This is a genomic window from Novilysobacter viscosus (genome assembly GCF_046600715.1).
GTDB classification, from domain to species: domain Bacteria; phylum Pseudomonadota; class Gammaproteobacteria; order Xanthomonadales; family Xanthomonadaceae; genus Lysobacter_C; species Lysobacter_C viscosus.
Genome location: NZ_JBJMAV010000005.1, coordinates 179890 through 202088 on the forward strand (window position 1 = coordinate 179890; position 22199 = coordinate 202088).

The following is a 22199-nucleotide window of genomic DNA, read 5'->3' on the forward strand; positions in this document are numbered from 1 at the left end:
TCGTTCCTACAACAGTTTGATCCAACCGCGACGGCAGCCCGCCGCACGCGTTCGAGGAATCCCAAATGTCTACCACCCAGCTCAACCCGTCCGAAATCAGCGAACTGATCAAGGCCCGCATCGAGAAGGTCAAGCTGTCCGCCGAAGCGCGCAACGAAGGCACCGTGACCTCCGTGTCCGACGGCATCGTGCGCATCCACGGCCTGGCCGACGCGATGCAGGGCGAGATGATCGAGCTGCCGGCATCCGAAGGCGGCACCGCGACCTACGCCCTGGCGCTGAACCTCGAGCGCGACTCGGTCGGCGCGGTGGTGCTGGGCGACTACGAGCACCTGCGCGAAGGCGACGTGGCCAAGACCACCGGCCGCATCCTCGAAGTGCCGGTCGGCACCGAGCTGCTGGGTCGCGTGGTCAACGCACTGGGCGAGCCCATCGACGGCAAGGGCCCGATCAACACCAGCCTGACCGCGCCGGTCGAGCGCGTGGCCCCGGGCGTGATCTGGCGCAAGTCGGTCGACCAGCCGGTGCAGACCGGTTACAAGTCGGTCGACGCCATGATCCCGATCGGCCGCGGCCAGCGCGAACTGGTCATTGGCGACCGCCAGACCGGCAAGACCGCGCTCGCCATCGACGCGGTGATCAACCAGAAGGGCACCGGCATCAAGTGCGTGTACGTCGCGATCGGGCAGAAGGCCTCGACCGTGTCCAACATCGTGCGCAAGCTGGAAGAGAACGGCGCGATGGCCCACACCATCGTGGTCGCCGCCACCGCGTCCGAGTCGGCCGCGATGCAGTACATCTCCGCGTACGCCGGCTGCACCATGGGCGAGTACTTCATGGACCGCGGCCAGGATGCGCTGATCGTGTACGACGACCTGTCCAAGCAGGCCGTCGCCTACCGCCAGATCTCGCTGCTGCTCAAGCGCCCGCCGGGCCGCGAAGCCTATCCGGGCGACGTGTTCTACCTGCACAGCCGCCTGCTGGAGCGCGCCGCGCGCGTGTCCGAGGAATACGTCGAGAAGTTCACCAACGGCGAGGTCAAGGGCCAGACCGGTTCGCTGACCGCGCTGCCGATCATCGAGACCCAGGCCGGCGACGTCTCGGCGTTCGTGCCGACCAACGTGATCTCGATCACCGACGGCCAGATCTTCCTGGAAACCGACCTGTTCAACGCCGGCATCCGCCCGGCCGTGAACGCCGGCATCTCGGTGTCGCGCGTCGGCGGCGCCGCCCAGACCAAGATCATCAAGAAGCTCTCGGGCGGCATCCGCATCGCGCTCGCCCAGTACCGCGAGCTGGCGGCGTTCGCCCAGTTCGCATCCGACCTGGACGAAGCCACCCGCAAGCAGCTCGAGCGCGGCCAGCGCGTCACCGAGCTGATGAAGCAGAAGCAGTACGCGCCGATGTCCATCGCCATGCAGGCGCTGTCTATCTACGCCGTCAACGAGGGTTACCTGGACGACGTGCCGGTCGGCAAGATCGGTTCGTTCGAGGAGGGCCTGCATGCCCACTTCACCAACACCCAGGGCGAGCTGGTCGACACGATCAACGGCAGCGGCAAGTGGGACGACGGCATCGAGGCCAGCTTCAAGAAGGGCATCGAAGAGTTCAAGCAGACCGGCAGCTGGTAACGGCGGGCCCGGCTGGAGGCAGCGGGCGAGAGCGGGCGACCGGGTCCGGTTGGATCCGCTTCAGCCCCGCCCTCCATCACCTCCCCGGCGTCCAACCCCCACACCAGCCAACCAAGCGAGAAGAGACATGGCAGGCGGCAGAGAAATCAAGACCAAGATCAAGAGCGTGCAGAACACCCGCAAGGTGACGCGCGCGCTCGAGATGGTGTCCGCCTCCAAGATCCGGAAGGCGCAGGAGCGGATGAAGACCTCGCGGCCCTACGCGCGGGTCATGAAGCAGGTCATCGGCCACCTGGCCCAGGCCAATTCCGACTACCAGCACCCCTACATGACCGAGCGCGCCAACCCCAGGCGCGTGGGTTACGTGATCGTCTCGTCCGACCGCGGCCTGGCCGGCGGCCTCAACAACAACCTGTTCCGCAAGCTGCTGGGCGAGTTCCGCAGCTGGCAGGCGCAGGGCGTCGAGATCGACGTGGTAACCATCGGCCAGAAGGCCTCGGTGTTCTTCCGCCGGATCAAGGTCAACATGCTGGCCTCGGTCACCCACCTGGACGACGCCCCGAAGCTGGAGCAGCTGGTGGGCGTGGTCAAGGTGATGCTTGACGCGTACAGCGAAGGCACCATCGACCGGGTGTTCATCTGCTACAACGATTTCGTCAACACGATGACCCAGCGCGCGGCGTTCGACCAGCTGCTGCCGCTGCCGGCGCCGGAAACGCAGGTCGCCAAGCATGACTGGGACTACATCTACGAACCCGACGCCGAGTCCGTGCTCGACCACGTGCTGACGCGCTACATCGAGTCGCTGGTCTACCAGGCGGTGCTCGAGAACGTGGCCTCCGAGCATGCCGCGCGCATGGTCGCGATGAAGGCCGCCAGCGACAACGCCAACAAGCTGATCGACACCCTGCAACTGGTCTACAACAAGGCCCGGCAGGCGGCGATCACCCAGGAAATTTCCGAGATCGTCGGCGGCGCCGCGGCGGTCTGATCCCTTTTTCCCCGCAGGTGCGCCCGTCGCGCCCGCACAGCAGCATTAGAGAGTCTGAGGACACAGTGATGAGCAACCAGGGCAAGATCGTCCAGATCATCGGCGCCGTCGTCGACGTGGAGTTTCCGCGCGATGGCGTGCCGCGCGTGTATGACGCACTGAAGGTGGACAACACCGCCATCACGCTGGAAGTCCAGCAGCAGCTGGGTGACGGCGTGGTCCGCACCATCGCGCTGGGCTCGACCGACGGCCTCAAGCGCAACCTGGTGGCCACCAACACCGGCAAGGCGATCTCCGTGCCGGTCGGCATGGGCACCCTGGGCCGCATCATGGACGTGCTCGGCCGCCCGATCGACGAGGCCGGCCCGGTCGACGCCGCGGACCACTGGGAAATCCACCGCGACGCGCCCAGCTACGAGGAGCAGTCCTCGACCAACGAGCTGCTGGAAACCGGCATCAAGGTCATCGACCTGATGTGCCCGTTCGCCAAGGGCGGCAAGGTCGGCCTGTTCGGCGGCGCCGGCGTGGGCAAGACCGTCAACATGATGGAGCTCATCAACAATATCGCCAAGGCGCACGAGGGCCTGTCGGTGTTCGCCGGCGTGGGTGAGCGTACCCGCGAGGGCAACGACTTCTACCACGAGATGAAGGACTCCAACGTCCTCGACAAGGTCGCGATGGTGTACGGCCAGATGAACGAGCCGCCGGGCAACCGCCTGCGCGTCGCGCTGACCGGCCTGACCATGGCCGAGTACTTCCGCGACGACAAGGATCCGGCGACCGGCAAGGGGCGCGACATCCTGTTCTTCGTGGACAACATCTACCGCTACACCCTGGCCGGCACCGAGGTCTCGGCGCTGCTGGGCCGCATGCCGTCGGCGGTGGGCTACCAGCCCACCCTGGCCGAGGAAATGGGCGTGCTGCAGGAGCGCATCACCTCGACCAAGACCGGCTCGATCACCTCGATCCAGGCCGTGTACGTGCCCGCCGACGACCTGACCGACCCGTCCCCGGCGACCACCTTCGCCCACCTCGACGCCACCGTCGTGCTGTCGCGAAACATCGCCTCGCTGGGTATCTACCCGGCCGTCGACCCGCTGGACTCCACCTCGCGCCAGCTCGACCCGAACGTGATCGGCAACGAGCACTACGACGTCGCGCGCAAGGTCCAGGCGACGCTGCAGAAGTACAAGGAGCTCAAGGACATCATCGCCATCCTGGGCATGGACGAGCTGTCCGAAGAGGACAAGCAGGCCGTGTCGCGCGCGCGCAAGATCGAGCGCTTCTTCAGCCAGCCCTTCCACGTCGCCGAGGTATTCACCGGTTCGCCGGGCAAGTACGTCACCCTCAAGGACACGATCCGTGGCTTCAAGGGGATCGTCGAAGGCGAGTACGACCACCTGCCCGAGCAGGCGTTCTACATGGTCGGCGCGATCGAGGAAGCGGTCGAGAAGGCCAAGAAGATGGGCGTGGAGGCGTAACAGCCCGGCTACGGGCTGGGTTTTCGGGACACCGGCGCGAGCCGGCACCCGACTCCCCGGCCCCTGATCCCGGTACCTGTCTCCGAACCCCAGCCGCATCGAGCCAAGCGAGAGCCCCATGAGCACATTCCGCTGCGACATCGTCAGTGCCGAGGAAGAGATCTTCCACGGCGAAGCCGAGCTGCTGGTTGCCACCGGCGAGATCGGTGAACTGGGCATCGCGCCCAAGCACGCCCCGCTGATCACCCGCCTCAAGCCCGGCAAGGTCGTGGTGACGCTGCCCGGCGGCGAGCAGCTGGACTTCGCCGTCTCCGGCGGGATCCTCGAGGTCCAGCCGACGGTCGTGACCGTGCTGGCCGATACGGCGGTACGCGCCCAGGACATCGACGAGGCCTCCGTCCGCGCCGCCAAGGAAGAAGCAGAGCGGGCGCTGGCGGGTCGCGGCGAGAAGATGGAAGTGGCCGAGGCGCAGGCCAAGCTGGCCGAGGCGATGGCCCAGCTACAGGCGCTGGAGCGCCTGCGCAAGAACATGAAGCACTGACGCGTCGCTCGACCAGGCCGCGATCAGACCGCGAAGGGCCGGCATTGCCGGCCCTTCGCGTATGTGGGGTCCGCCGCGCGGGCCACGGGACGATCACGCAGGCCGAGCGAGCGCCCGCACCCTGTATCAGCGTCGATAGACCCAGTGTCGCGACAGCAGGAAGCCGACCCCGCCGAGCACCAGCTCCACCCCGGGCTTGGCCAGCCACGTCCACTTCAGGCCCACCGCATCGTCGATCGCACCGATTGCCCAGGTGCTTGCCAGCGTGGTCAACAGCCACATCATCGCGAAGCGGCCGAACTGGCGCCGACCGATCCGGGTCTCGTCGCCGGCGAAGGTGATCCGGCCATTGAGCCAGAAGCCCAGCAATGCGCCGCTGACACGCCCTGCGACGTTGGCCGGTTCCACCGGCATGCCCAGGTGGCTCAGCCCCACCATGACCCCCCAATCCAGCAGCCACTGGACCATGCCGATCGCCAGGTAATGGCGACCCTGCCGGCCCAGGCTCATGCGCGGTCCCGACGGTGCGGCCCGCGTGCATGGGCAGGTGCCACCCCCGGCAGCGTGGGCGTGGCTGGAGCAGGCACGGGGATTCCGCGGCGGTCGGGGGTCGTTCGGAGGCGCGGCACCGCGGCATCCTAACAGCGGTGGCGGCTAGAATCCGCACCTTGTCCCCGCCCTGGAGCCCCCATGCCCGCACCGTTGCACGTCGTCATCCTCGCTGCCGGAGAGGGCAAGCGGATGCGTTCGTCAGTGCCCAAGGTCCTGCAGCCGATCGCCGGACGCCCGATGCTCGGCCACGTGATCGATACCGCCCGCGCGCTGGCGCCGGCGGGTATCCACGTGGTCTACGGGCACGGCGGCGACGCGGTGCGTGACGCCTTTTCCGGCGAGACCGACCTGAACTGGTCCGAGCAGCGCCAGCGCCTGGGCACCGGCCATGCCGTGCAACAAGCCATGCCCGACGTCCCCACCGAGGCACGGGTGCTGGTGCTGTACGGCGACGTGCCGCTGATTGCCGCAGACACACTGCAACGCCTGCTCGATGCCCCCGGCCGCATCGCGGTGCTGGTGGCGGACCTGGCCGATCCCACCGGCTACGGACGCATCGTCCGCGATGCCGAAGGCAAGGTGGCGCGGATCGTCGAGCACAAGGACGCCGACGACGACCAGCGCGAGATCCGCACCGTCAACACCGGCATCCTGGTGGCCGACGGCGAGCCGTTGCGGCGCTGGCTGGACGGGCTTGGCAACGAGAACGCGCAGGGCGAGTACTACCTGACCGACGTGTTTGCCGCGGCCACGGGCGAATACGATGCCGCCGAGATGGTGCACGTGCGCGAACCAATCGAGGTGGAGGGCGCCAACGACCGCTGGCAGCTGTCGCAGCTCGAACGCGCATTCCAGCTTCGCGCCGCGCGTGCGTTGTGCGTGGACGGCGCGCGCCTGGCCGACCCGGCGCGCATCGACGTGCGCGGCACCGTCAAGGTCGACCGCGACGTGGCGATCGATGTCGACGTGGTGCTGGAGGGGGACGTCGAACTGGGCGAGGGTGTGGTCATCGGTCCCTTCTGCCGCCTGCGCAACGTTCGCCTCGGCCCCGGCACCGAAGTACGGGCGCACTGCGACCTGGACGGGGTGGTGGTGGAGGGTTCGGCGACGATCGGTCCGTTCGCGCGGCTGCGCCCGGGCACGGTGCTGGCCGACGGCGTGCACATCGGCAACTTCGTGGAAACCAAGGCCACCCGGATGGGCGTGTCCAGCAAGGCCAACCACCTCACCTACCTGGGCGATGCGGTTGTCGGCAGCGGCGTCAACATCGGCGCCGGGACGATCACCTGCAACTACGACGGCGCCAACAAGTCGGTGACCACCATCGAGGACGGCGCCTTCATCGGCTCCAACACCTCCCTGGTCGCGCCGGTAACCGTGGGCAAGGACGCCACGATCGCGGCGGGGTCGGTGATCACCCGCCCTGCGCCTGCGGGCCAGCTCAGCGTGGCCCGGGGGCGCCAGTCGGTGGTGGAAGGTTGGCAGAGGCCCGTGAAGCAACCCAAGTAGCATGTGCCCGGCCGCCGCGGCCAGGCCAGCGATAGGGCGTCCGGCGTCGCGCTGCAGGGTTTCGGGGCGAGATTCGCTGCCCGGGCCTGGGGGCCACGGGCGCCGGCGCGGAGTGCCCGGCGGGACCTAAACGGCTAGACTGCGCGATCCCCTGAAGGAGCTCGCCGCGCATGTGTGGAATCGTTGGCGCGATCGCCGATCGCGATGTGGTCCCGGTCCTCATCGAGGGACTCAAGCGGCTGGAATATCGCGGCTACGATTCGGCCGGCATCGCTGTGCTGGACGAGGATGGCGTGCGCCGGGTGCGCCGCACGGGGCGGGTGTCGGAGATGGAAGCGGCGGCGCAGGCCGAGGGCGTGCATGCGCGGCTGGGCATCGGCCACACCCGCTGGGCCACGCACGGCGGCGTCACCGAAGCCAACGCCCACCCGCACGTCAGCTTCAACGAGCTGGCGGTGGTGCACAACGGCATCATCGAGAACCACGACGAGCAGCGGGGGCGCCTGCGCCAGGCCGGCTACACGTTCGAGTCCGAGACCGACACCGAGGTCATCGCCCACCTGATCCACCACCACCAGAAGGCCGGTGGCGACCTGCTGCAGGCGGTGCAGCGGGCCACGCGCGAACTGACCGGCGCCTACGCCATCGCCGTGGTCAGTGCGCGCGATCCGGGGCGCATGATCGCCGCACGCATGGGTTGTCCGCTGCTGGTCGGCCTGGGCGAAGGCGAGAATTTCATCGCCAGCGACGTCTCGGCGATCGTGCAGGCCACGCGCCGGGTGATCTTCCTGGAGGAGGGAGACACCGCGGAGGTCACCCGCGAATCGGTGCGCGTGTTCGACGGCGAGGGCGCGGCCATCGACCGCGAGGTGCATGTATCGGACGTGTCGCTCGCATCGCTGGAGCTGGGCCCGTACCGCCACTTCATGCAGAAGGAGATCCATGAGCAGCCGCGCGCGGTCGCCGACACCATCGAGGCGGTGATCGACAACAACGGGTTCTCGGCGGAGCTGTTCGGCAGCCAGGCCGCGGACGTGCTGGACGGCGTGGAGGGCGTGCAGATCCTGGCCTGCGGGACCAGCTACTACGCCGGCCTCACCGCTCGCTATTGGATCGAGTCGATCGCCGGGCTGCCGTGCTCGGTGGAAATCGCCAGCGAGTACCGTTACCGGCGCGCGGTGGCCAATCCCCGACACCTCGTGGTGACGATCTCGCAGTCGGGGGAAACGCTCGACACGATGGAAGCGCTGAAGTACGCCAAGTCGCTGGGCCACGACAGGACGCTGTCGATCTGCAACGTGCCCGAGAGCGCCATCCCGCGCGCCAGCCGGCTGGTCTACTACACCCGCGCGGGCGCCGAGATCGGCGTCGCCTCGACCAAGGCCTTCACCACGCAGCTGGTCGCGCTGTTCACCCTGACCGCCACCCTGGCGAAGCTCGGCGGCCGGCTGGACGAAGCGCAGGAAGCCGGCTTCGTCGACGCGCTGCGCCACCTGCCCGGCAGCGTGCAGCATGCGCTCAACCTGGAGCCACAGATCATTGCTTGGGCGGACCGCTTCGCCCCGCGCGAGCACGCATTGTTCCTGGGGCGCGGCGTGCACTATCCGATCGCACTGGAAGGCGCGCTCAAACTCAAGGAGATCTCCTACATCCACGCCGAGGCCTACCCGGCCGGCGAGCTCAAGCACGGGCCGCTGGCGCTGGTGGACGCCAACATGCCGGTGGTGGTGATCGCCCCCAACGACAGCCTGCTTGAGAAGGTGAAATCCAACATCCAGGAAGTGCGCGCGCGTGGCGGCGAGATGTTCGTGTTCGCCGACGCGGACAGCCACTTCGGAGAATCCGAGCAGGTCCACGTCATCCGCACCCCGCGCCACGTCGGCGTGCTCAGCCCCATCGTTCACGCCATCCCGGTGCAGCTGCTGGCCTACCACGCGGCGCTGGCGCGCGGCACCGACGTCGACAAGCCGCGCAACCTGGCCAAGTCGGTGACGGTGGAGTAGCTGGGGGCTCCCCAGCTACTCGCCCGAGCGGCTCCAGCCGCATGGGGTTACGCGTAGGTGCGACGTGAGTCGCGAACCTTCGACACCTCGAATGGCCGTCGCGACTTGAACGTCGCTCCTGCAGGGGTAGCCGGCGCCTAGTGCCCCGGGTCCCAGCGCAACGTCAGGAACCATTCCCGCCCCGGCTGGTTGTAGAACGATGCGGTCTCGTAGTCGCGGTCGAACACGTTGGCAACGCGTGCCTGCACCGTCCACGCGGGACCGATCGCGTACTCGGCGCGCAGGTCGAGCGTTGCGTAGCCCCCCAATCGACGGGTGTTGCCCACATCGTCGAACCGCGACCCCTCCGCCACGCCCGTCAGGCCGATGCGCAGGGCGCCGTAGGGGCGATCCAGGTCCAGCCGCGCACTGTGCCGGGCCCGCCGTGGAAGCTCGTTGCCGGCGTTGAAGCCCGAGCCCCGGTTCTCGGTGTCTAGCACGCTGATGCTGCCGGCCAGGGCCCAGGCCGAGAGTTCGGCATCCACCCCCAGTTCCGCACCGCGCATGCGGGCACGCTCGATGTTGTTGGGCAGGAACAGTGCCGCGTCGTATGCGATCAGGTCCTCGACGCGAGTGTCGAAGGCATCCAGCCGCCACATTATTGTGCCGGCGTCCCACGCCAGCCCGGCGTCCCAGCTGCGCGACGACTCCGGTCGCAGCGTCGGGTTGCCGAAGAACGGGAAGTACAGTTCGTTGAACGTCGGCGCCTTGAACGCGGTTCCATAGCCCGCGCTCAGGCGCCAGCCACCCCCAAGCGACAACCCCCATGCGGCGCTGCCGGTGGTGGCCTGGCCGAACTGCCGGTTGTCGTCGTGTCGGAGCGCGGCCTGCAGCGAATGTCGCCCGAGCGTGCCCTGGTACTGGCCGAACGCGGCGCGGGTGTCGCGCTCGGTGCGGTCGTAGGCGGTGGTGCTGCCGACGCGGTCGCGCAGCCAGTCCGCGCCCACCGTCAGCAGGTGGCCCTCGGCCAGCGCGACGTCGGCCTGCACGCTGGCGCTGTCGCGATCGGTTTCGAAGTAGCCGATGGACGTGCCGCCGATGAAGTTGTCGGAGGCATCGGTGTTGCGGCCCGCCCCCAGCGCCAGGGTCAGCGCATCGGAGGGCGTCCAGGTGGCGCGCGCCCCCAGCACCTGCTGGGTGGTCTCGGAGTAGTCGGTGAAGTCGCCATCGAACTCGTTCTCGCCGTGCGCCCTCAGCGCCTGGGCCTGCAACTCGACGGTGGTGCCGAGATCGAGTCCACCGCGCAGCGATACCGAGCGGTTCCGGTAGCCGTCCGCATCCGGTTGCGGTGCGGCAATGAAACAGCCGCCGGAAAACGGCGTGGGCGTTGCGACGTCGCAGGCATCGATGCCATCGGTACGCTGGTAGCCGGCGTCGATGCCGAACCAGGCGGCCTGGCTGCCGCCGCCGATGCCGGCGCTCGCCTCGCGGCGCCCATGGCTGCCGACGGTGGCATTGGCGCGTGGCGAGATCCCGCCGTGGTCGCGGCGGGTGAACACCTGGATGACGCCGCCGATCGCCTCGCTGCCGTACAGGCTGGAGCGTGGGCCACGCACGATTTCCACGCGGTCGATCATCGACAGGGGCAGGTCCTGGAACGAGACCAGGCCGGACGTCGCCGAGCCCACGCGCACGCCGTCGACCAGCACCAGAACGTGGTCGGATTCCGCGCCGCGCATGAACACGGTGGTGAGCTTGCCCTGGCCGCCCTGGTTGGAGATCGCCACGCCGGCGCGGCCCCGCAGCAGCTCGGGCAGCGATCGGGCCTGGCTGCGGATGATGGCGTCGCGATCGATCACCTCCACCGGCGCCAGCGTTGCGTTGGCGCTCACCGGGGTGCGCGTGGCGGTGACCACCACCTCGTCGAGGTCGCGCGCCGTTTCGGACTGCGCGTGGGCGGACAGGGGTAGCGCGAGGGCGCAGGCGAGGATCGACAGGCGAAGCTGCATCGGGACGTCTCCATCGCACGGCCAGGCCGTGCCGGTGTCAGGGAGTCGGATGCAGGGGCAATGGGCCGCGAAATCGGACGAACAGCGCCGGCGTCGCCGCCGCAATGCCCTCCGCATCGCAACCAGTCAGCATCAAGGCCGGTCTCCGGACTCGCGAGTGGAAGGGATTCCTTCCGGCCCAGGCGCCTTCCCGTGGCTGCTGCTGCAGCCCAGTGGCGGATGCCGTGGCTTGACTCGCTTACCGTTGCGGGGGCAGTGCCGGGCTGGCCGCGTTGGCGGCGTCACCGGCTTCCCGTTTCAACCCGTCGGCAGGACGCCGCCGGGTCACCTTGAAGCGGCGCGCAGTGTACGGGATCGGCTCGGGTTGGGCGAGTGTCCGATGAAGTTGGATCGCGACGCGCGGTCGCGGCGGTTCAACGCCGCCAGTCGGGCTCGTCGTCGTCCGGGCGCATCGCCACGGTGTCCTCGGTCAGCACCGTGGTGCGTACCGGCCCTGGAGTGGGCTTGTAGCGCGGCGGGGGCAGCTTGTCGATCGCGACACCGGCCGCGCTGACCAGTTCCTGGCGTCGCGCTTCCGGTACCTCCTGCCAATGGCAGTCCTGCAACGCGCCTTCGATCGCATACAGCAGGCTGAGCGTGGGCTTGAACCCGGCGCGCTTGACGCGCATGAAGGCCTCGACGGTCCCGGCCTCGGCCAGTTCCTCGCGCGTGCGCAGCCCGACCTGCCGCAACCACGCCGCGGACTTGGGGCCGATGTTGCGCATCTTCTCGCTGCTCATCCCATTGCCTCCACGAAGGCCGCGGCAATCGCCTCGACGCCGCGCTGGTCATCGGCATCGAAGCGCGACGGCAACGGGCTGTCGATGTCGAGCACGCCAATCAACGCACCACCCCGCACCAGCGGCACCACGATCTCCGAACGCGAGGCCGCGTCGCAGGCGATGTGGCCCGGGAAGGCATGCACGTCGTCGACCCGCTGGGTGGTGCGCTCGCGCGCGGCCGCGCCGCACACGCCCCGGTCCATCGGGATGCGCACGCAGGCGGGCAGGCCCTGGAACGGCCCGACGACCAGCTCCGTGCCATCGAAGAAGTAGAAGCCCGCCCAGTTGAGGTCGGGGAGCCCGTGGTACAGCAGGGCGGCCAGGTTGGCGGCGTTGGCGATGCGGTCGCGCTCGCCCGACATCAGCCCGCGGGCCTGCTCCAGGAGCTGCGAGTACTGCTCCGGCTTGTTGCCGGTGAGTGGGGTGGCGGCAAACATGGCGCGAGTGTAGCAGCGCCCCCGCCATCGCCTTACCATCGGCCGATCCCGAAAAACGGAGCACTTGACATGGACCTGTCGCGCCTGCCGGTGCAGAACGGCTTCCGACTGCGTGGAGCGGCCGTGAGCCGAGTGGAAACCTTCGTCGATGCCGCCTTCGCGTTCGCGGTCACGCTGCTGGTGGTGTCCTTCGGCAGCGTGCCCGACAGCTTCGAGGCCCTCTACGAGGCACTGCGCCGGTTGCCGGCGTTCGTTGCCGGCTTCGCGATCCTGGCGCTGTTCTGGCACGCCCACCATCGCCTGTTCCGCAGGGTTGGACTGGAGGACTTCACCATCGTGGTGCTGAGTCTGGCGCTGGTGGCGGCGACGTTGTTCTACGTGTACCCGTTGCGGATGGTGATGTCGGCGGCCATGGGCTTCTTTACCGGAGGCTGGGCGGTCAGCGAATTCCGCATCGACAACATGTCGCAGTTCAGCACGATCTTCGTGATCTACGGCGTCGGCTTCGCGGTGCTGGCGGGGCTTATCGTCGCCTTGAACGTGCACGCGCTGCGTCGCAGCAGCCAGTTGCGACTGGATGCGGCCGAGCGCCAGTTGCTTGAATCGGAAGTCGTCGTGCACCTGGTCTACATCGCCTGCGCCGTGCTCTCGATGGCCATCGCGCTGCTGCTCCCGGCGCGACCCGGCTGGTGGATGGCATTGCCGGGCATGGCCTATGGGCTGTTGGGCGTCGCACTGCCGATCTATGCAGGCGTGGCCCAGCGCCGTTTGCAGGCCGCGCTGGAGCTCAGGACCCACCCGTGAAAAGCGTTTTCGTCACCGGTACCGATACCGGCATCGGCAAGTCGGTCGCCAGCGCGGCACTGCTGCATGCAATGCGCGCGCGCGGGTTGGCTGCGGTGGGCATGAAACCGGTGGCCAGCGGGTGTATCGAAACCGCGCAGGGCTGGCGCAACGACGACGCACTGCTGCTGCAGGCGGCAAGCCAGCCCCGCCCGGCGTATGCCGACATCAATCCGTACGCGCTGCCTGCACCGCTGGCCCCCGAGATCGCCGCGGCCGAGGCCGGGGTGGAGGTGGCGCTGGCCCCGATCCTCGCCGCCTACCGGCGCCTGGCCGGGGCCGCCGATGCGGTCGTGGTGGAGGGGGTGGGTGGCTGGGCCGCTCCGCTGTCAGCGTCGCTCGACCAGGCCGACCTGGTGCGCGCGCTCGACCTGCCGGTGGTGATGGTGGTGGGACTGAGGCTGGGCTGCCAGAGCCACGCGCGGCTCACCGCGCGGGCGATCCAGGCCGACGGCCTTCGGCTGGCCGGCTGGATCGGCAACGCCGTGGACCCCGGGATGGAGCGCCCCGCCGAGGTCATCGCCCTGTTGCACGCTCGCCTCCCCGCCCCGTGCTGGGGTTGCCTGCCGTACCGGGCCCCACCGCACCCGGCCGACCTGGGGCGCCTTTTGACGTTGGGGGACTGAAGGAAAGGGCCCTGCCTCACCCGGACTGGATTCGAATGCCGGTCCTCGTGCACCGGGGGAGGTGACCCCGACTTCCGGCATGGGGCGGCGCACGGGGACATCGCTAAACTGGGCGGTACAGAATTAACCCTCCGAGGCCCGGCATGCGCCGTACTGCTCTGTTTTCCGGAATCGTGCTGCTCGCCCTCGCCGGGCTGGCCGGATGTGGCGGCGACGACGCAGACGGTGCCCCCGCAGCCGCGGGCGGACCCCCGGGTGGCATGCAGCTGCCGGTGGAGACGGTCACCATCCAGCCGCGGCCGCTGCAGTCGGGCCTGGATACCGTCGGCAGCCTGCGCGCCGACGAGTCGGTGGTGGTACGCCCCGAGGTGGCCGGCCGCATCCAGCGCATCCACTTCACCGAGGGCGGCACGGTTCGCGCGGGCCAACCGCTGTTCACCCTCGACGCCAGCCTGGCGCGTGCCAGCTACAACGAAGCCGCCGCCAACCTGGCCAACAGCCGCAGCGCCAACACCCGCGCTCAGGAGCTGGCCCGTGACCAGTTGATCGCGCGGTCCGATGCCGACAACACCCGCGCTGCACTGGCCGTGGACCGTGCGCGCGTCGCCTCGGCGCAGGCGGCGCTGGCCAAGATGACGCTGACCGCACCGTTCTCCGGCCAGGTGGGCCTGCGCGAGGTCAGCGTCGGCGAGTTCGTCAACGTCGGCCAGGACCTGGTCACCCTGGTGCGCCTGGATCCGATCGAGGTGGATTTCTCGCTGCCCGAAACGGCGATGTCGCAGTTGCGAACGGGGCAGAACATCCGCTTGACGGTGGACGCGTATCCGGACGACACCTTCGGCGGCGAGGTGGTCGCCATCGACCCGGTGATCGATCCGGCCAGTCGCAGCGCGCGGGTGCGCGCGCGCATCCCCAACCCGGACGGCCGCCTGCACCCGGGCCAGTTCGCCCGCCTGCAGCTGCAGACCGGTGCCGGCGGCGATGCGCTGATGGTGCCCGAGCAGGCCCTGATGCAGGACGGCGAGACCCGCTACGTCTACACCGTGGTGGACGGCAAGGCCAAGCGCACGCCGATCACCACCGGCGTGCGCGTGCCCGGTTTCTTCCAGGTGGTGGAAGGCCTGCAGGCGGGGGACGTGGTGATCACCGCCGGACAGGCCAAGCCGATGATGCAGGACGGCATGCCGGTGGTGTCGGTGCCTCCCGGCGGCGCCTCGGCCGCGGCACCGGCCGGCCAGGCGGCCCGTGCACAAGCGCCTGCCGCGGAGTCACCGGCGGGCCCGTCCGAGACAACCGGGCCGGACGCCTCGGCCGAGGTGAAGTAGCTCCCGCGAAGGAGGGGGCGCGGCTTCGACCCCCGCATCCAGACCACCGCTCCCCGGCTTCGGCTTCGCCGCCGCGCCCAAACCGCCCTCCGGGCACATAGATCCAGCACAACCCATGTGACTTCACCTCCGGGCGGCATCGCCGTCCACGTCGGCTCCAGTCGATCTGGACCGACGCGAGGGGAACGATCAACGAAGGAATCGAGGCCCCCCCATGGTCCTGTCCGACATTTCCATCCGCCGCCCGGTCTTCGCCACGGTCATCAACCTGGTGGTGCTGCTGGTGGGCCTGATCGCCTACGACCGCCTGTCGGTCCGGCAGATCCCCAACGTCGACACCCCGGTGGTGACGGTCAACACCAGCTACCCCGGCGCCAGCGCCCAGGTGATCGAATCGCAGGTCACCCAGCCCATCGAGGATGCGCTGTCGGGCGTGGAAGGCATCGAGTACATGCAGTCCGTCAGCCGCGAGCAGTCCAGCCAGGTGACGATCCGCTTCCGGCTGGATCGGGACCCCGACGGCGCCGCGTCCGACGTGCGCGATCGCGTCGGCCAGGCGCGTGGGTTCCTGCCCGACGAGGTCGACGAGCCGATCATCCAGAAGCAGGAGGCCGACCAGCAGCCGATCATCTACCTGGCGTTCTCATCCGACCGCCACTCGCGGGTGGAGATGGCCGACATCGCCGAGCGGCTGGTCAAGGACCGCATCCAGACCATCCCCGGCGTCGCCCAGGCGCAGGTCTTCTCCAGCACCTACGCCATGCGCGTGTGGCTGCAGCCGCAGCGCCTGGCCGGGTTCGGCCTGACCCCGGCAGACGTGGAAGCCGCGCTGCGCGCGCAGAACGTGGAGATCCCCGCCGGGCGCGTGGAAGGCAGCACACGTGAGTTCACCGTGCTGTCGGAAACCGACCTGCAAACGCCGGAGGAATTCGGCGCGGTGATCCTGGGCAATGTGGATGGCAGCCTGGTCCGGCTTCGCGACGTGGCGCGGGTCGAGCTGGGGTCGCAGGAGGAGCGCTTCCGCGCCCGCTTCAACGGCACCAACGCGGTGCCGCTGGCCATCGTCAAGCAGGCCGTCGCCAACCCGCTGGATATTTCAGAAGCACTCAAGGTGATGCTGCCCCGGATCCAGTCCTCGCTGCCGGAAGGCATGAACATCGAGATCGCGTTCGACTCGACGATCTTCATCCAGCGGTCGATCAAGGAGGTCTACAAGACCGTCGCCGAGGCCGTGGTGCTGGTCATCGTGGTGATCTTCCTGTTCCTGCGCAGCTGGCGCGCGACGCTGATCCCGCTGGTGACGATCCCGATCTCCCTGATCGGCGCGTTCGCGGTGATGTTCGCCTTCGGTTTCTCCATCAATACCCTGACCCTGTTGGCGATGGTGCTGGCGATCGGCCTGGTGGTGGACGATGCCATCGTGATGCTGGAGAACATCTACCGGCACATCGAAGAGGGCATGCCACCGTTCCAGGCCGCGCTCACCGGCAGCAAGGAGATCGGGTTCGCGATCGTCGCCATGACCCTGACGCTGGCGGCGGTGTACGTACCGCTGGCGTTCTCGACCGGGCGTACGGGCAAGCTGTTCATCGAGTTCGCGATGACCCTGGCCGGGGCGGTCATCGTCTCGGGTTTCACTGCGCTGACGCTCTCGCCGATGATGTCCTCGAAGCTGCTCAGGCGCGAGACGAAGCATGGGCGCTTCTACCTGGCCGGCGAACGCGTTCTGGGGGCGATGGACCGCGGCTACCGCCGGCTGGTCGAGCTGGCGCTGCGGATGAAGTGGGTGGTGGTGGCACTGGGCGTGGCGGTGGCGGTGGGGGCCGGCGCGCTGTGGACGTCGCTGCCCGACGAGCTTGCGCCGCAGGAAGACCAGGGCTTCATCATCGGCTTTGGCATGGCGCCGGAGGGCGCCACCCCGGAGTACACCGACACCTATGCCAGGCAGATGGAGGCCGCGTTCGCCGGCATCCCGCAGGTCAAGCAGTACTTCCAGATCGTCGGCTTCCCGTCGGTCACCCAGACGATCGGCTTCGTGATGCTGCAGGACTGGGAAGACCGCGACGTCTCGGTGCAGGAGGTGCAGGGCCAGCTGTTCCCGCAGTTCATGGCCATCCCCGGAATCATGGCGTTTCCCACGCTGCCGCCGCCGCTGGGCCAGGACGGGTTCGGCCAGCCGGTGAACTTCGTGGTGCAGTCCACGGGAACGTGGGACGAACTGGGCGAAACCGTGCAGGCGCTGATGGCCAAGATGCGCGAGAACCCGCAGCTGACCAACCCGGACTCCGACCTCAAGCTGGACAAGCCGCAGCTCAAGCTGGAGGTCGACCGCGAGAAGGTGGCCGACGTGGGCACCAGCGTCGCCACCGTGGGACGCACCCTGGAGACACTGCTGGGCGGGCGCAACGTGACCCGCTTCAAGCGCGGCTCGGAACAGTACGACGTACTGGTCCAGGTCGAGGACGCCGACCGCCGCACGCCCGGTGACCTGTCCAACATCTACGTGCGCGGTGGCGACGGCCAGATGGTGCAGCTGTCGAACCTGGTCACGGCGGAGGAGACGGTGGCGGCCAAGGAGCTCAACCACTTCAACAAACTGCGTGCGGCCACCATCAGCGCGGGCCTGGCGCCGGGCTATTCGATGGGCGAGGCGCTGGACTGGATGGAGTCGGCGTTGGCCGAGGTCGCGCCCGACGCGCAGTACGACCTGTCCGGGCAGAGTCGCGAATTCCGCGAGTCCTCCAGCGACTTCGGCATGATCCTGGCACTGGCGGTGGTCTTCATCTTCCTGGTGCTGGCCGCACAGTTCGAGAGCTGGGTGGACCCGTTCGTGATCCTGCTGGCGGTGCCGCTGGCCGCGTTCGGCGCGTTCCTGCTGCTCAAGCTCAGCGGCCACGGCAGCTGGAACATCTACAGCCAGATCGGCATGGTCACGTTGATCGGCCTGATCGCCAAGCACGGCATCCTGATCGTGGAGTTCGCCAACCAGTTGCAGGAGCAGGGCAAGGGCAAGTCCGAAGCGGTGGTCGATGCCGCTGCGCTGCGCCTGCGCCCGATCCTGATGACCACCGGCGCGATGGTGCTGGGCTCGCTGCCGCTGGCGATCGCCTCGGGTGCGGGCGCGGAGGCGCGCAACCAGATCGGCATGGTGATCGTGGGCGGCATGTCCATCGGTACCGTGTTCACCCTGTTCGTGGTGCCGGTGGTCTACCTGCTGATCGGCCGCGACCACCAGAAGGCCGCGGCCGCGCAACGACGGATGGAAACGCAGGCGGCGGGCTGACCTCCCGCGCCTGCGCATCCAGCGGCGGCGCGATGCAGCGCCGTTTCACCCGCTCCACGCGCCCGGGTTCGCAGCCAAGCCCCGGGCCGCCCCCAAAAAAAAACCCGGCAGCCGAAGCTGCCGGGTTTCCTGCCGGCCTGACGACCGGGAGAGAGACGCTGCCGCGTATTACTTGGAGGACTTGCCGGTGGCCTTGGTGGCCTTCTCGACATTGGCTTCCACGTTGTCGCGGGTGGCCTTGGCGGTCGCTTCGATCTGCGACTTGGCGATCTCGCCAATGGCTTCCTGGGTCTTCAGGGTGCGGCCGAAGGCCTCCTGGCCGGTGCTGACGGCACGCTCGACGTTCTCGCGGGCCAGCTGCACGCCCTTGGGGGCGATCGCCTTCATGCCGTCCATGTCACGGACCTGCGCGGCCTCGTTCCAGAACGAGAAGGTGGCGTCGGCGCGCTCTTCGATGGCCGACAGCTGCAGGCCGAGCACGGCCTGGGCGTTTTCCAGGGTCAGGCGGTTGATCTGTGCGGCGGTGTCGGCGAACTGACGCGTCGCGTTGGCGAACTGCTCATTGAACTGCGGGTACATGGCGGTCTCCTGCTCAAGGTCACCGACGGTTCTGCCGGTTTGTGCGTTGCAGCATACCCGGGCTTTTGGTGCGATGCAACATCGCCTTGCTGCGAACGCAGAAAACGTTCAGTTTCAACCAGATACCCAGGATCCTGGGCCTCGTGCGAGGTGGGCTCGAAGCGTTCCAACGCGAGGTCGGAGGCAGGGGGCTGTGTAGCCGGGGGCGCGCCGACGTGCGCGGCCACTCACGCCCCGCGGTAGCGGCATCCCGAGGTGCAGGTCTCGTGCACCACCACCTCGCTCAGCTGCGGCAGGGAGGGCTTCAGCCGCTCCCAGATCCACATCGCCAGGCGCTCGCTGGTGGGGTTCTCAAGCCCCTCGATGTCGTTGAGGTAGCGGTGGTCAAGCTGCTCGTAGAGCGGCTGGAATGCCGCCTTGATGTCGGCGAAGTCCATCACCCAGCCGCTGTGCCCGCCCGGCTCGCCCGAGACATTGAGTTCGACCCGGAACGAATGACCGTGCACGCGCGCGCACTTGTGGCCTTCGGGCACGTTGGGCAGCCGGTGGGCGGACTCGAGGGTGAAGACCTTGAAGATATCCATGCAGGTTCGGCCGCAGCGCATGGCGCGGCCACCGGGAGCGGGGCGGCACAGGATAGCGCAGCGCCCGGGGGACCCTCTGCCGTCGGGCGTGGTGAACGGCCGACCTGGGCCACGGCAGGCGGTGTGGATCAACGCTAAAATCGACGGTCTGCCGTGCCGAGGCCGCTTGCGTGGCCAGCCGCGCACCCGACGGCCCGCCGCGTCGCGCCCTCCCGGGCCGCTTCCGGCGCACCAGGCCGGCTCATCCCCTCGCAGGTCCGTGCCCACCATGCCCAGTCCCTATCGCAAGCCCCTTCCCGGAACCCAGCTGGACTACTTCGACGCCCGCGAGGCGGTGGAAGCGATCCAGCCCGGCGCCTGGGATGGCCTGCCCTACACCTCCCGCGTGCACGCCGAGAACCTGGTGCGTCGCGCCGAACCGGAAAAGCTCGATGCCTACCTCGGCCAGCTGATTGAACGTCGCCGCGACCTGGACTTCCCGTGGTTCCCGGCGCGCGTGGTCTGCCACGACATCCTCGGCCAGACCGCGCTGGTGGACCTGGCGGGCCTGCGCGATGCGATTGCCGAGCAGGGCGGCGACCCTTCGCAGATCAACCCGGTGGTGCCCACCCAGCTGATCGTCGACCATTCGCTGGCGGTGGAGTGCGGCGGCTTCGACCCCGATGCATTCAGCAAGAACCGGGTGATCGAGGAGCGCCGCAACGAGGACCGCTTCCACTTCATCGAGTGGACCAGCAAGGCGTTCCGCAACGTCGACGTGATCCCGCCGGGCAACGGGATCATGCACCAGATCAACCTGGAGAAGATGTCGCCGGTGGTGCACGCCCAGGACGGGGTTGCGTTCCCCGACACCTGCGTGGGCACCGACAGCCACACCCCCCATGTCGATGCGCTGGGCGTCATTGCCGTGGGCGTGGGCGGGCTGGAAGCCGAGAGCGTGATGCTGGGCCGCGCCTCGTGGATGCGCCTGCCGGAAATCGTCGGCGTCGAGCTGGCCGGCAAGCCCGGCCCGGGCATCACCGCCACCGATATCGTGCTGGCGCTGACCGAGTTCCTGCGCCAGTCGAAGGTCGTCGGCGCCTACCTGGAGTTCCGCGGTGAAGGCGCGGGCGCGCTGACGCTGGGCGACCGGGCGACCATCTCCAACATGGCACCCGAGTACGGCGCCACCGCGGCGATGTTCTTCATCGACGACAACACCCTGGACTACCTGCGCCTGACCGGCCGCGAGGAGCCACAGGTGCAGCTGGTTGAGACCTACGCCAAGGTCGCCGGCCTGTGGGCCGACACGCTGCAGCACGCACGCTACGAACGCACGCTGTCGTTCGACCTGGCCTCGGTGGAGCGCAACATGGCCGGCCCGTCAAACCCGCACCGGCGGCTGCCCACCTCGGCCCTGGCCGAACGGGGCATCGCCACCGGCATGACCCTGCCGCGCGAGCAGGAGGCGCAGGGCCTGATGCCCGACGGCGCGGTGATCATCGCCGCCATCACCAGCTGCACCAACACCTCCAACCCGCGCAACGTCATCGCCGCCGCCCTGCTGGCCAAGAAGGCGAACCGGATGGGCCTGGTGCGCAAGCCGTGGGTCAAGACCTCGCTGGCGCCCGGCTCCAAGGCGGTGCAGCTCTACCTGGAAGACGCCGACCTGCTCAAGGAGCTGGAGCAGCTGGGCTTCGGCATCGTCGGGTTCGCCTGCACCACCTGCAACGGCATGAGCGGCGCGCTGGATCCGGAGATCCAGCAGGAGATCGTCGAGCGGGACCTCTATGCCGTGGCCGTGCTGTCGGGGAACCGGAATTTCGACGGCCGCATCCACCCGTATGCCAAGCAGGCGTTCCTGGCCTCGCCACCGCTGGTGGTCGCCTATGCGATCGCCGGCACGGTGCGCTTCGACATCGAGAAGGACGTGCTCGGCACCGACCCGCAGGGACGCCCGGTGACGCTGAAGGACCTGTGGCCGACCGATGCGGAGATCGACGCGATCGTGAAGGCCAGCGTCAAGCCCGAGCAGTTCCGCAAGGTCTACGAGCCGATGTTCCGCGTGCGCGTCGAGCACGGCGAGCGGGTCGGGCCGCTGTACGACTGGCGGCCGCAGTCGACCTACATCCGCCGCCCACCGTACTGGGAAGGTGCACTGGCGGGCGAACGCTCGCTCACCGGCATGCGGCCGCTGGCGGTGCTGGGTGACAACATCACGACCGACCACCTGTCGCCGAGCAACGCCATCCTCGCCACCAGCGCGGCGGGCGAGTACCTCACGAAGATGGGCGTGCCCGAGGAGGACTTCAATTCCTACGCCACCCACCGCGGAGACCACCTGACCGCGCAGCGGGCAACGTTCGCCAACCCCAAGCTGCTCAACGAGATGGTGCGCGACGGCGAAGGCAACGTGCGCCAGGGATCGCTGGCACGGATCGAACCGGAAGGCGAAGTGGTGCGCATGTGGGAAGCGATCGAGACCTACATGCAGCGCCGCCAGCCGCTGATCATCATCGCCGGCGCCGACTACGGACAGGGCAGCTCCCGCGACTGGGCCGCCAAGGGCGTGCGCCTGGCCGGCGTGGAGGCGATCGCCGCCGAGGGCTTCGAACGCATCCACCGCACCAACCTGGTCGGCATGGGCGTGCTGCCGCTGCAGTTCGAGGCCGGCACCACCCGCCAGACGCTGGGCATCGACGGCACCGAGACCTTCGACGTGGCCGGTGAGCGCGCCCCGGGCGCATTGCTGGTGCTGGTGATCCACCGCACCGACGGCAACACCCTGGAAGTCCCGGTCACCTGCCGCGTGGACACCGCCGAGGAGATGGCGATCTACGAGGCCGGCGGCGTGCTGCAGCGCTTTGCGCAGGACTTCCTGGCGTCGTCGAAGGCGGCCTGATCCGGCACCCACCGGTGGCGGCTCCCGCCTGGCCGCGCGGTACCGCGGCGACGCTCCGTGTTCCATGTGCTCGACGTGTTCGACCCGTACCGCCCGGCCTTCGCGGGGCGGGGAGGCGCCCGGC

17 protein-coding genes and 1 riboswitch are annotated in these 22199 nt (G+C 68.7%); of the genes, 11 read left to right on the forward strand and 6 right to left on the reverse strand.

Going from position 1 to position 22199, the window contains the following annotated elements:
- Positions 1-65: 65 nt before the first annotated feature.
- From atpA to ACJQWL_RS09765, 4 genes are all read left to right on the forward strand, one after another.
- A complete protein-coding gene (gene atpA, locus ACJQWL_RS09750; RefSeq protein ID WP_330968251.1) occupies positions 66-1631 on the forward strand; it encodes a F0F1 ATP synthase subunit alpha in 1566 nt (521 codons plus the stop codon).
- Between the two features lie 127 nt (positions 1632-1758).
- A complete protein-coding gene (gene atpG / locus ACJQWL_RS09755; protein ID WP_330968252.1) occupies positions 1759-2622 on the forward strand; it encodes a F0F1 ATP synthase subunit gamma in 864 nt (287 codons plus the stop codon).
- A 68-nt stretch (positions 2623-2690) separates the two neighbouring features.
- Positions 2691-4103: a F0F1 ATP synthase subunit beta gene (gene atpD, locus ACJQWL_RS09760; protein WP_330968253.1), complete on the forward strand. Its 1413-nt coding sequence runs from the start codon at positions 2691-2693 to the stop codon at positions 4101-4103.
- A 118-nt stretch (positions 4104-4221) separates the two neighbouring features.
- A complete protein-coding gene (locus tag ACJQWL_RS09765) occupies positions 4222-4644 on the forward strand; it encodes a F0F1 ATP synthase subunit epsilon (RefSeq protein WP_330968254.1) in 423 nt (140 codons plus the stop codon).
- Positions 4645-4770: 126 nt separating this feature from the next.
- Here ACJQWL_RS09765 and ACJQWL_RS09770 read toward each other — a convergent pair whose 3' ends face one another.
- A complete protein-coding gene (locus ACJQWL_RS09770) occupies positions 4771-5154 on the reverse strand; it encodes a GtrA family protein (RefSeq protein WP_330968255.1) in 384 nt (127 codons plus the stop codon).
- A 180-nt stretch (positions 5155-5334) separates the two neighbouring features.
- Between ACJQWL_RS09770 and glmU the strand changes: the two genes are divergently transcribed.
- Together glmU and glmS are read left to right on the forward strand one after the other, a co-directional pair.
- Positions 5335-6705, forward strand: coding sequence for a bifunctional UDP-N-acetylglucosamine diphosphorylase/glucosamine-1-phosphate N-acetyltransferase GlmU (gene glmU, locus ACJQWL_RS09775; RefSeq protein WP_330968256.1), 1371 nt, complete (start codon positions 5335-5337; stop codon positions 6703-6705).
- A 170-nt stretch (positions 6706-6875) separates the two neighbouring features.
- Positions 6876-8708: a glutamine--fructose-6-phosphate transaminase (isomerizing) gene (glmS, locus tag ACJQWL_RS09780; protein WP_330968257.1), complete on the forward strand. Its 1833-nt coding sequence runs from the start codon at positions 6876-6878 to the stop codon at positions 8706-8708.
- Between the two features lie 137 nt (positions 8709-8845).
- Here glmS and btuB read toward each other — a convergent pair whose 3' ends face one another.
- The 3 genes from btuB to msrC form a co-directional block, all read right to left on the reverse strand.
- Positions 8846-10696, reverse strand: coding sequence for a TonB-dependent vitamin B12 receptor (gene btuB / locus ACJQWL_RS09785; protein WP_330968258.1), 1851 nt, complete (start codon positions 10694-10696; stop codon positions 8846-8848).
- A 119-nt stretch (positions 10697-10815) separates the two neighbouring features.
- A riboswitch (cobalamin riboswitch) is annotated at positions 10816-11043 on the reverse strand.
- 66 nt (positions 11044-11109) lie between these two features.
- Positions 11110-11475, reverse strand: a complete 366-nt coding sequence (locus tag ACJQWL_RS09790) for a TfoX/Sxy family protein (protein WP_330968259.1) — start codon at positions 11473-11475, stop codon at positions 11110-11112.
- Positions 11472-11954, reverse strand: coding sequence for a free L-methionine (R)-S-oxide reductase MsrC (msrC, locus tag ACJQWL_RS09795; RefSeq protein WP_330968260.1), 483 nt, complete (start codon positions 11952-11954; stop codon positions 11472-11474). Before msrC ends, ACJQWL_RS09790 begins: the two co-directional genes overlap by 4 nt.
- A gap of 69 nt (positions 11955-12023) precedes the next feature.
- Here msrC and ACJQWL_RS09800 point away from each other — a divergent pair, with 69 nt between their 5' ends.
- From ACJQWL_RS09800 to ACJQWL_RS09815, 4 genes are all read left to right on the forward strand, one after another.
- Positions 12024-12758, forward strand: a complete 735-nt coding sequence (locus tag ACJQWL_RS09800; RefSeq protein WP_330968261.1) for a TMEM175 family protein — start codon at positions 12024-12026, stop codon at positions 12756-12758.
- Entirely contained in the window at positions 12755-13423 is a 669-nt protein-coding gene (gene bioD / locus ACJQWL_RS09805; protein ID WP_330968262.1) for a dethiobiotin synthase, read from the forward strand. Before ACJQWL_RS09800 ends, bioD begins: the two co-directional genes overlap by 4 nt.
- A gap of 143 nt (positions 13424-13566) precedes the next feature.
- Positions 13567-14748 carry an efflux RND transporter periplasmic adaptor subunit gene (locus ACJQWL_RS09810; RefSeq protein WP_330968263.1) on the forward strand — a complete coding sequence of 394 codons (1182 nt, stop codon included), beginning with the start codon at positions 13567-13569 and terminating at the stop codon, positions 14746-14748.
- A 214-nt stretch (positions 14749-14962) separates the two neighbouring features.
- Positions 14963-18031 carry an efflux RND transporter permease subunit gene (locus ACJQWL_RS09815; protein ID WP_330968264.1) on the forward strand — a complete coding sequence of 1023 codons (3069 nt, stop codon included), beginning with the start codon at positions 14963-14965 and terminating at the stop codon, positions 18029-18031.
- Positions 18032-18199: 168 nt separating this feature from the next.
- On the opposite strand, the gene ACJQWL_RS09820 is transcribed toward ACJQWL_RS09815, so the two are convergent.
- Together ACJQWL_RS09820 and queD are read right to left on the reverse strand one after the other, a co-directional pair.
- A complete protein-coding gene (locus tag ACJQWL_RS09820; protein ID WP_330968265.1) occupies positions 18200-18610 on the reverse strand; it encodes a phasin family protein in 411 nt (136 codons plus the stop codon).
- A 227-nt stretch (positions 18611-18837) separates the two neighbouring features.
- On the reverse strand, positions 18838-19194 hold the full coding sequence (queD, locus tag ACJQWL_RS09825) for a 6-carboxytetrahydropterin synthase QueD (protein WP_330968266.1): 357 nt from the start codon (positions 19192-19194) through the stop codon (positions 18838-18840).
- Between the two features lie 268 nt (positions 19195-19462).
- Between queD and acnD the strand changes: the two genes are divergently transcribed.
- Positions 19463-22075: a Fe/S-dependent 2-methylisocitrate dehydratase AcnD gene (gene acnD, locus ACJQWL_RS09830; RefSeq protein ID WP_330968267.1), complete on the forward strand. Its 2613-nt coding sequence runs from the start codon at positions 19463-19465 to the stop codon at positions 22073-22075.
- Positions 22076-22199 lie beyond the last annotated feature (124 nt).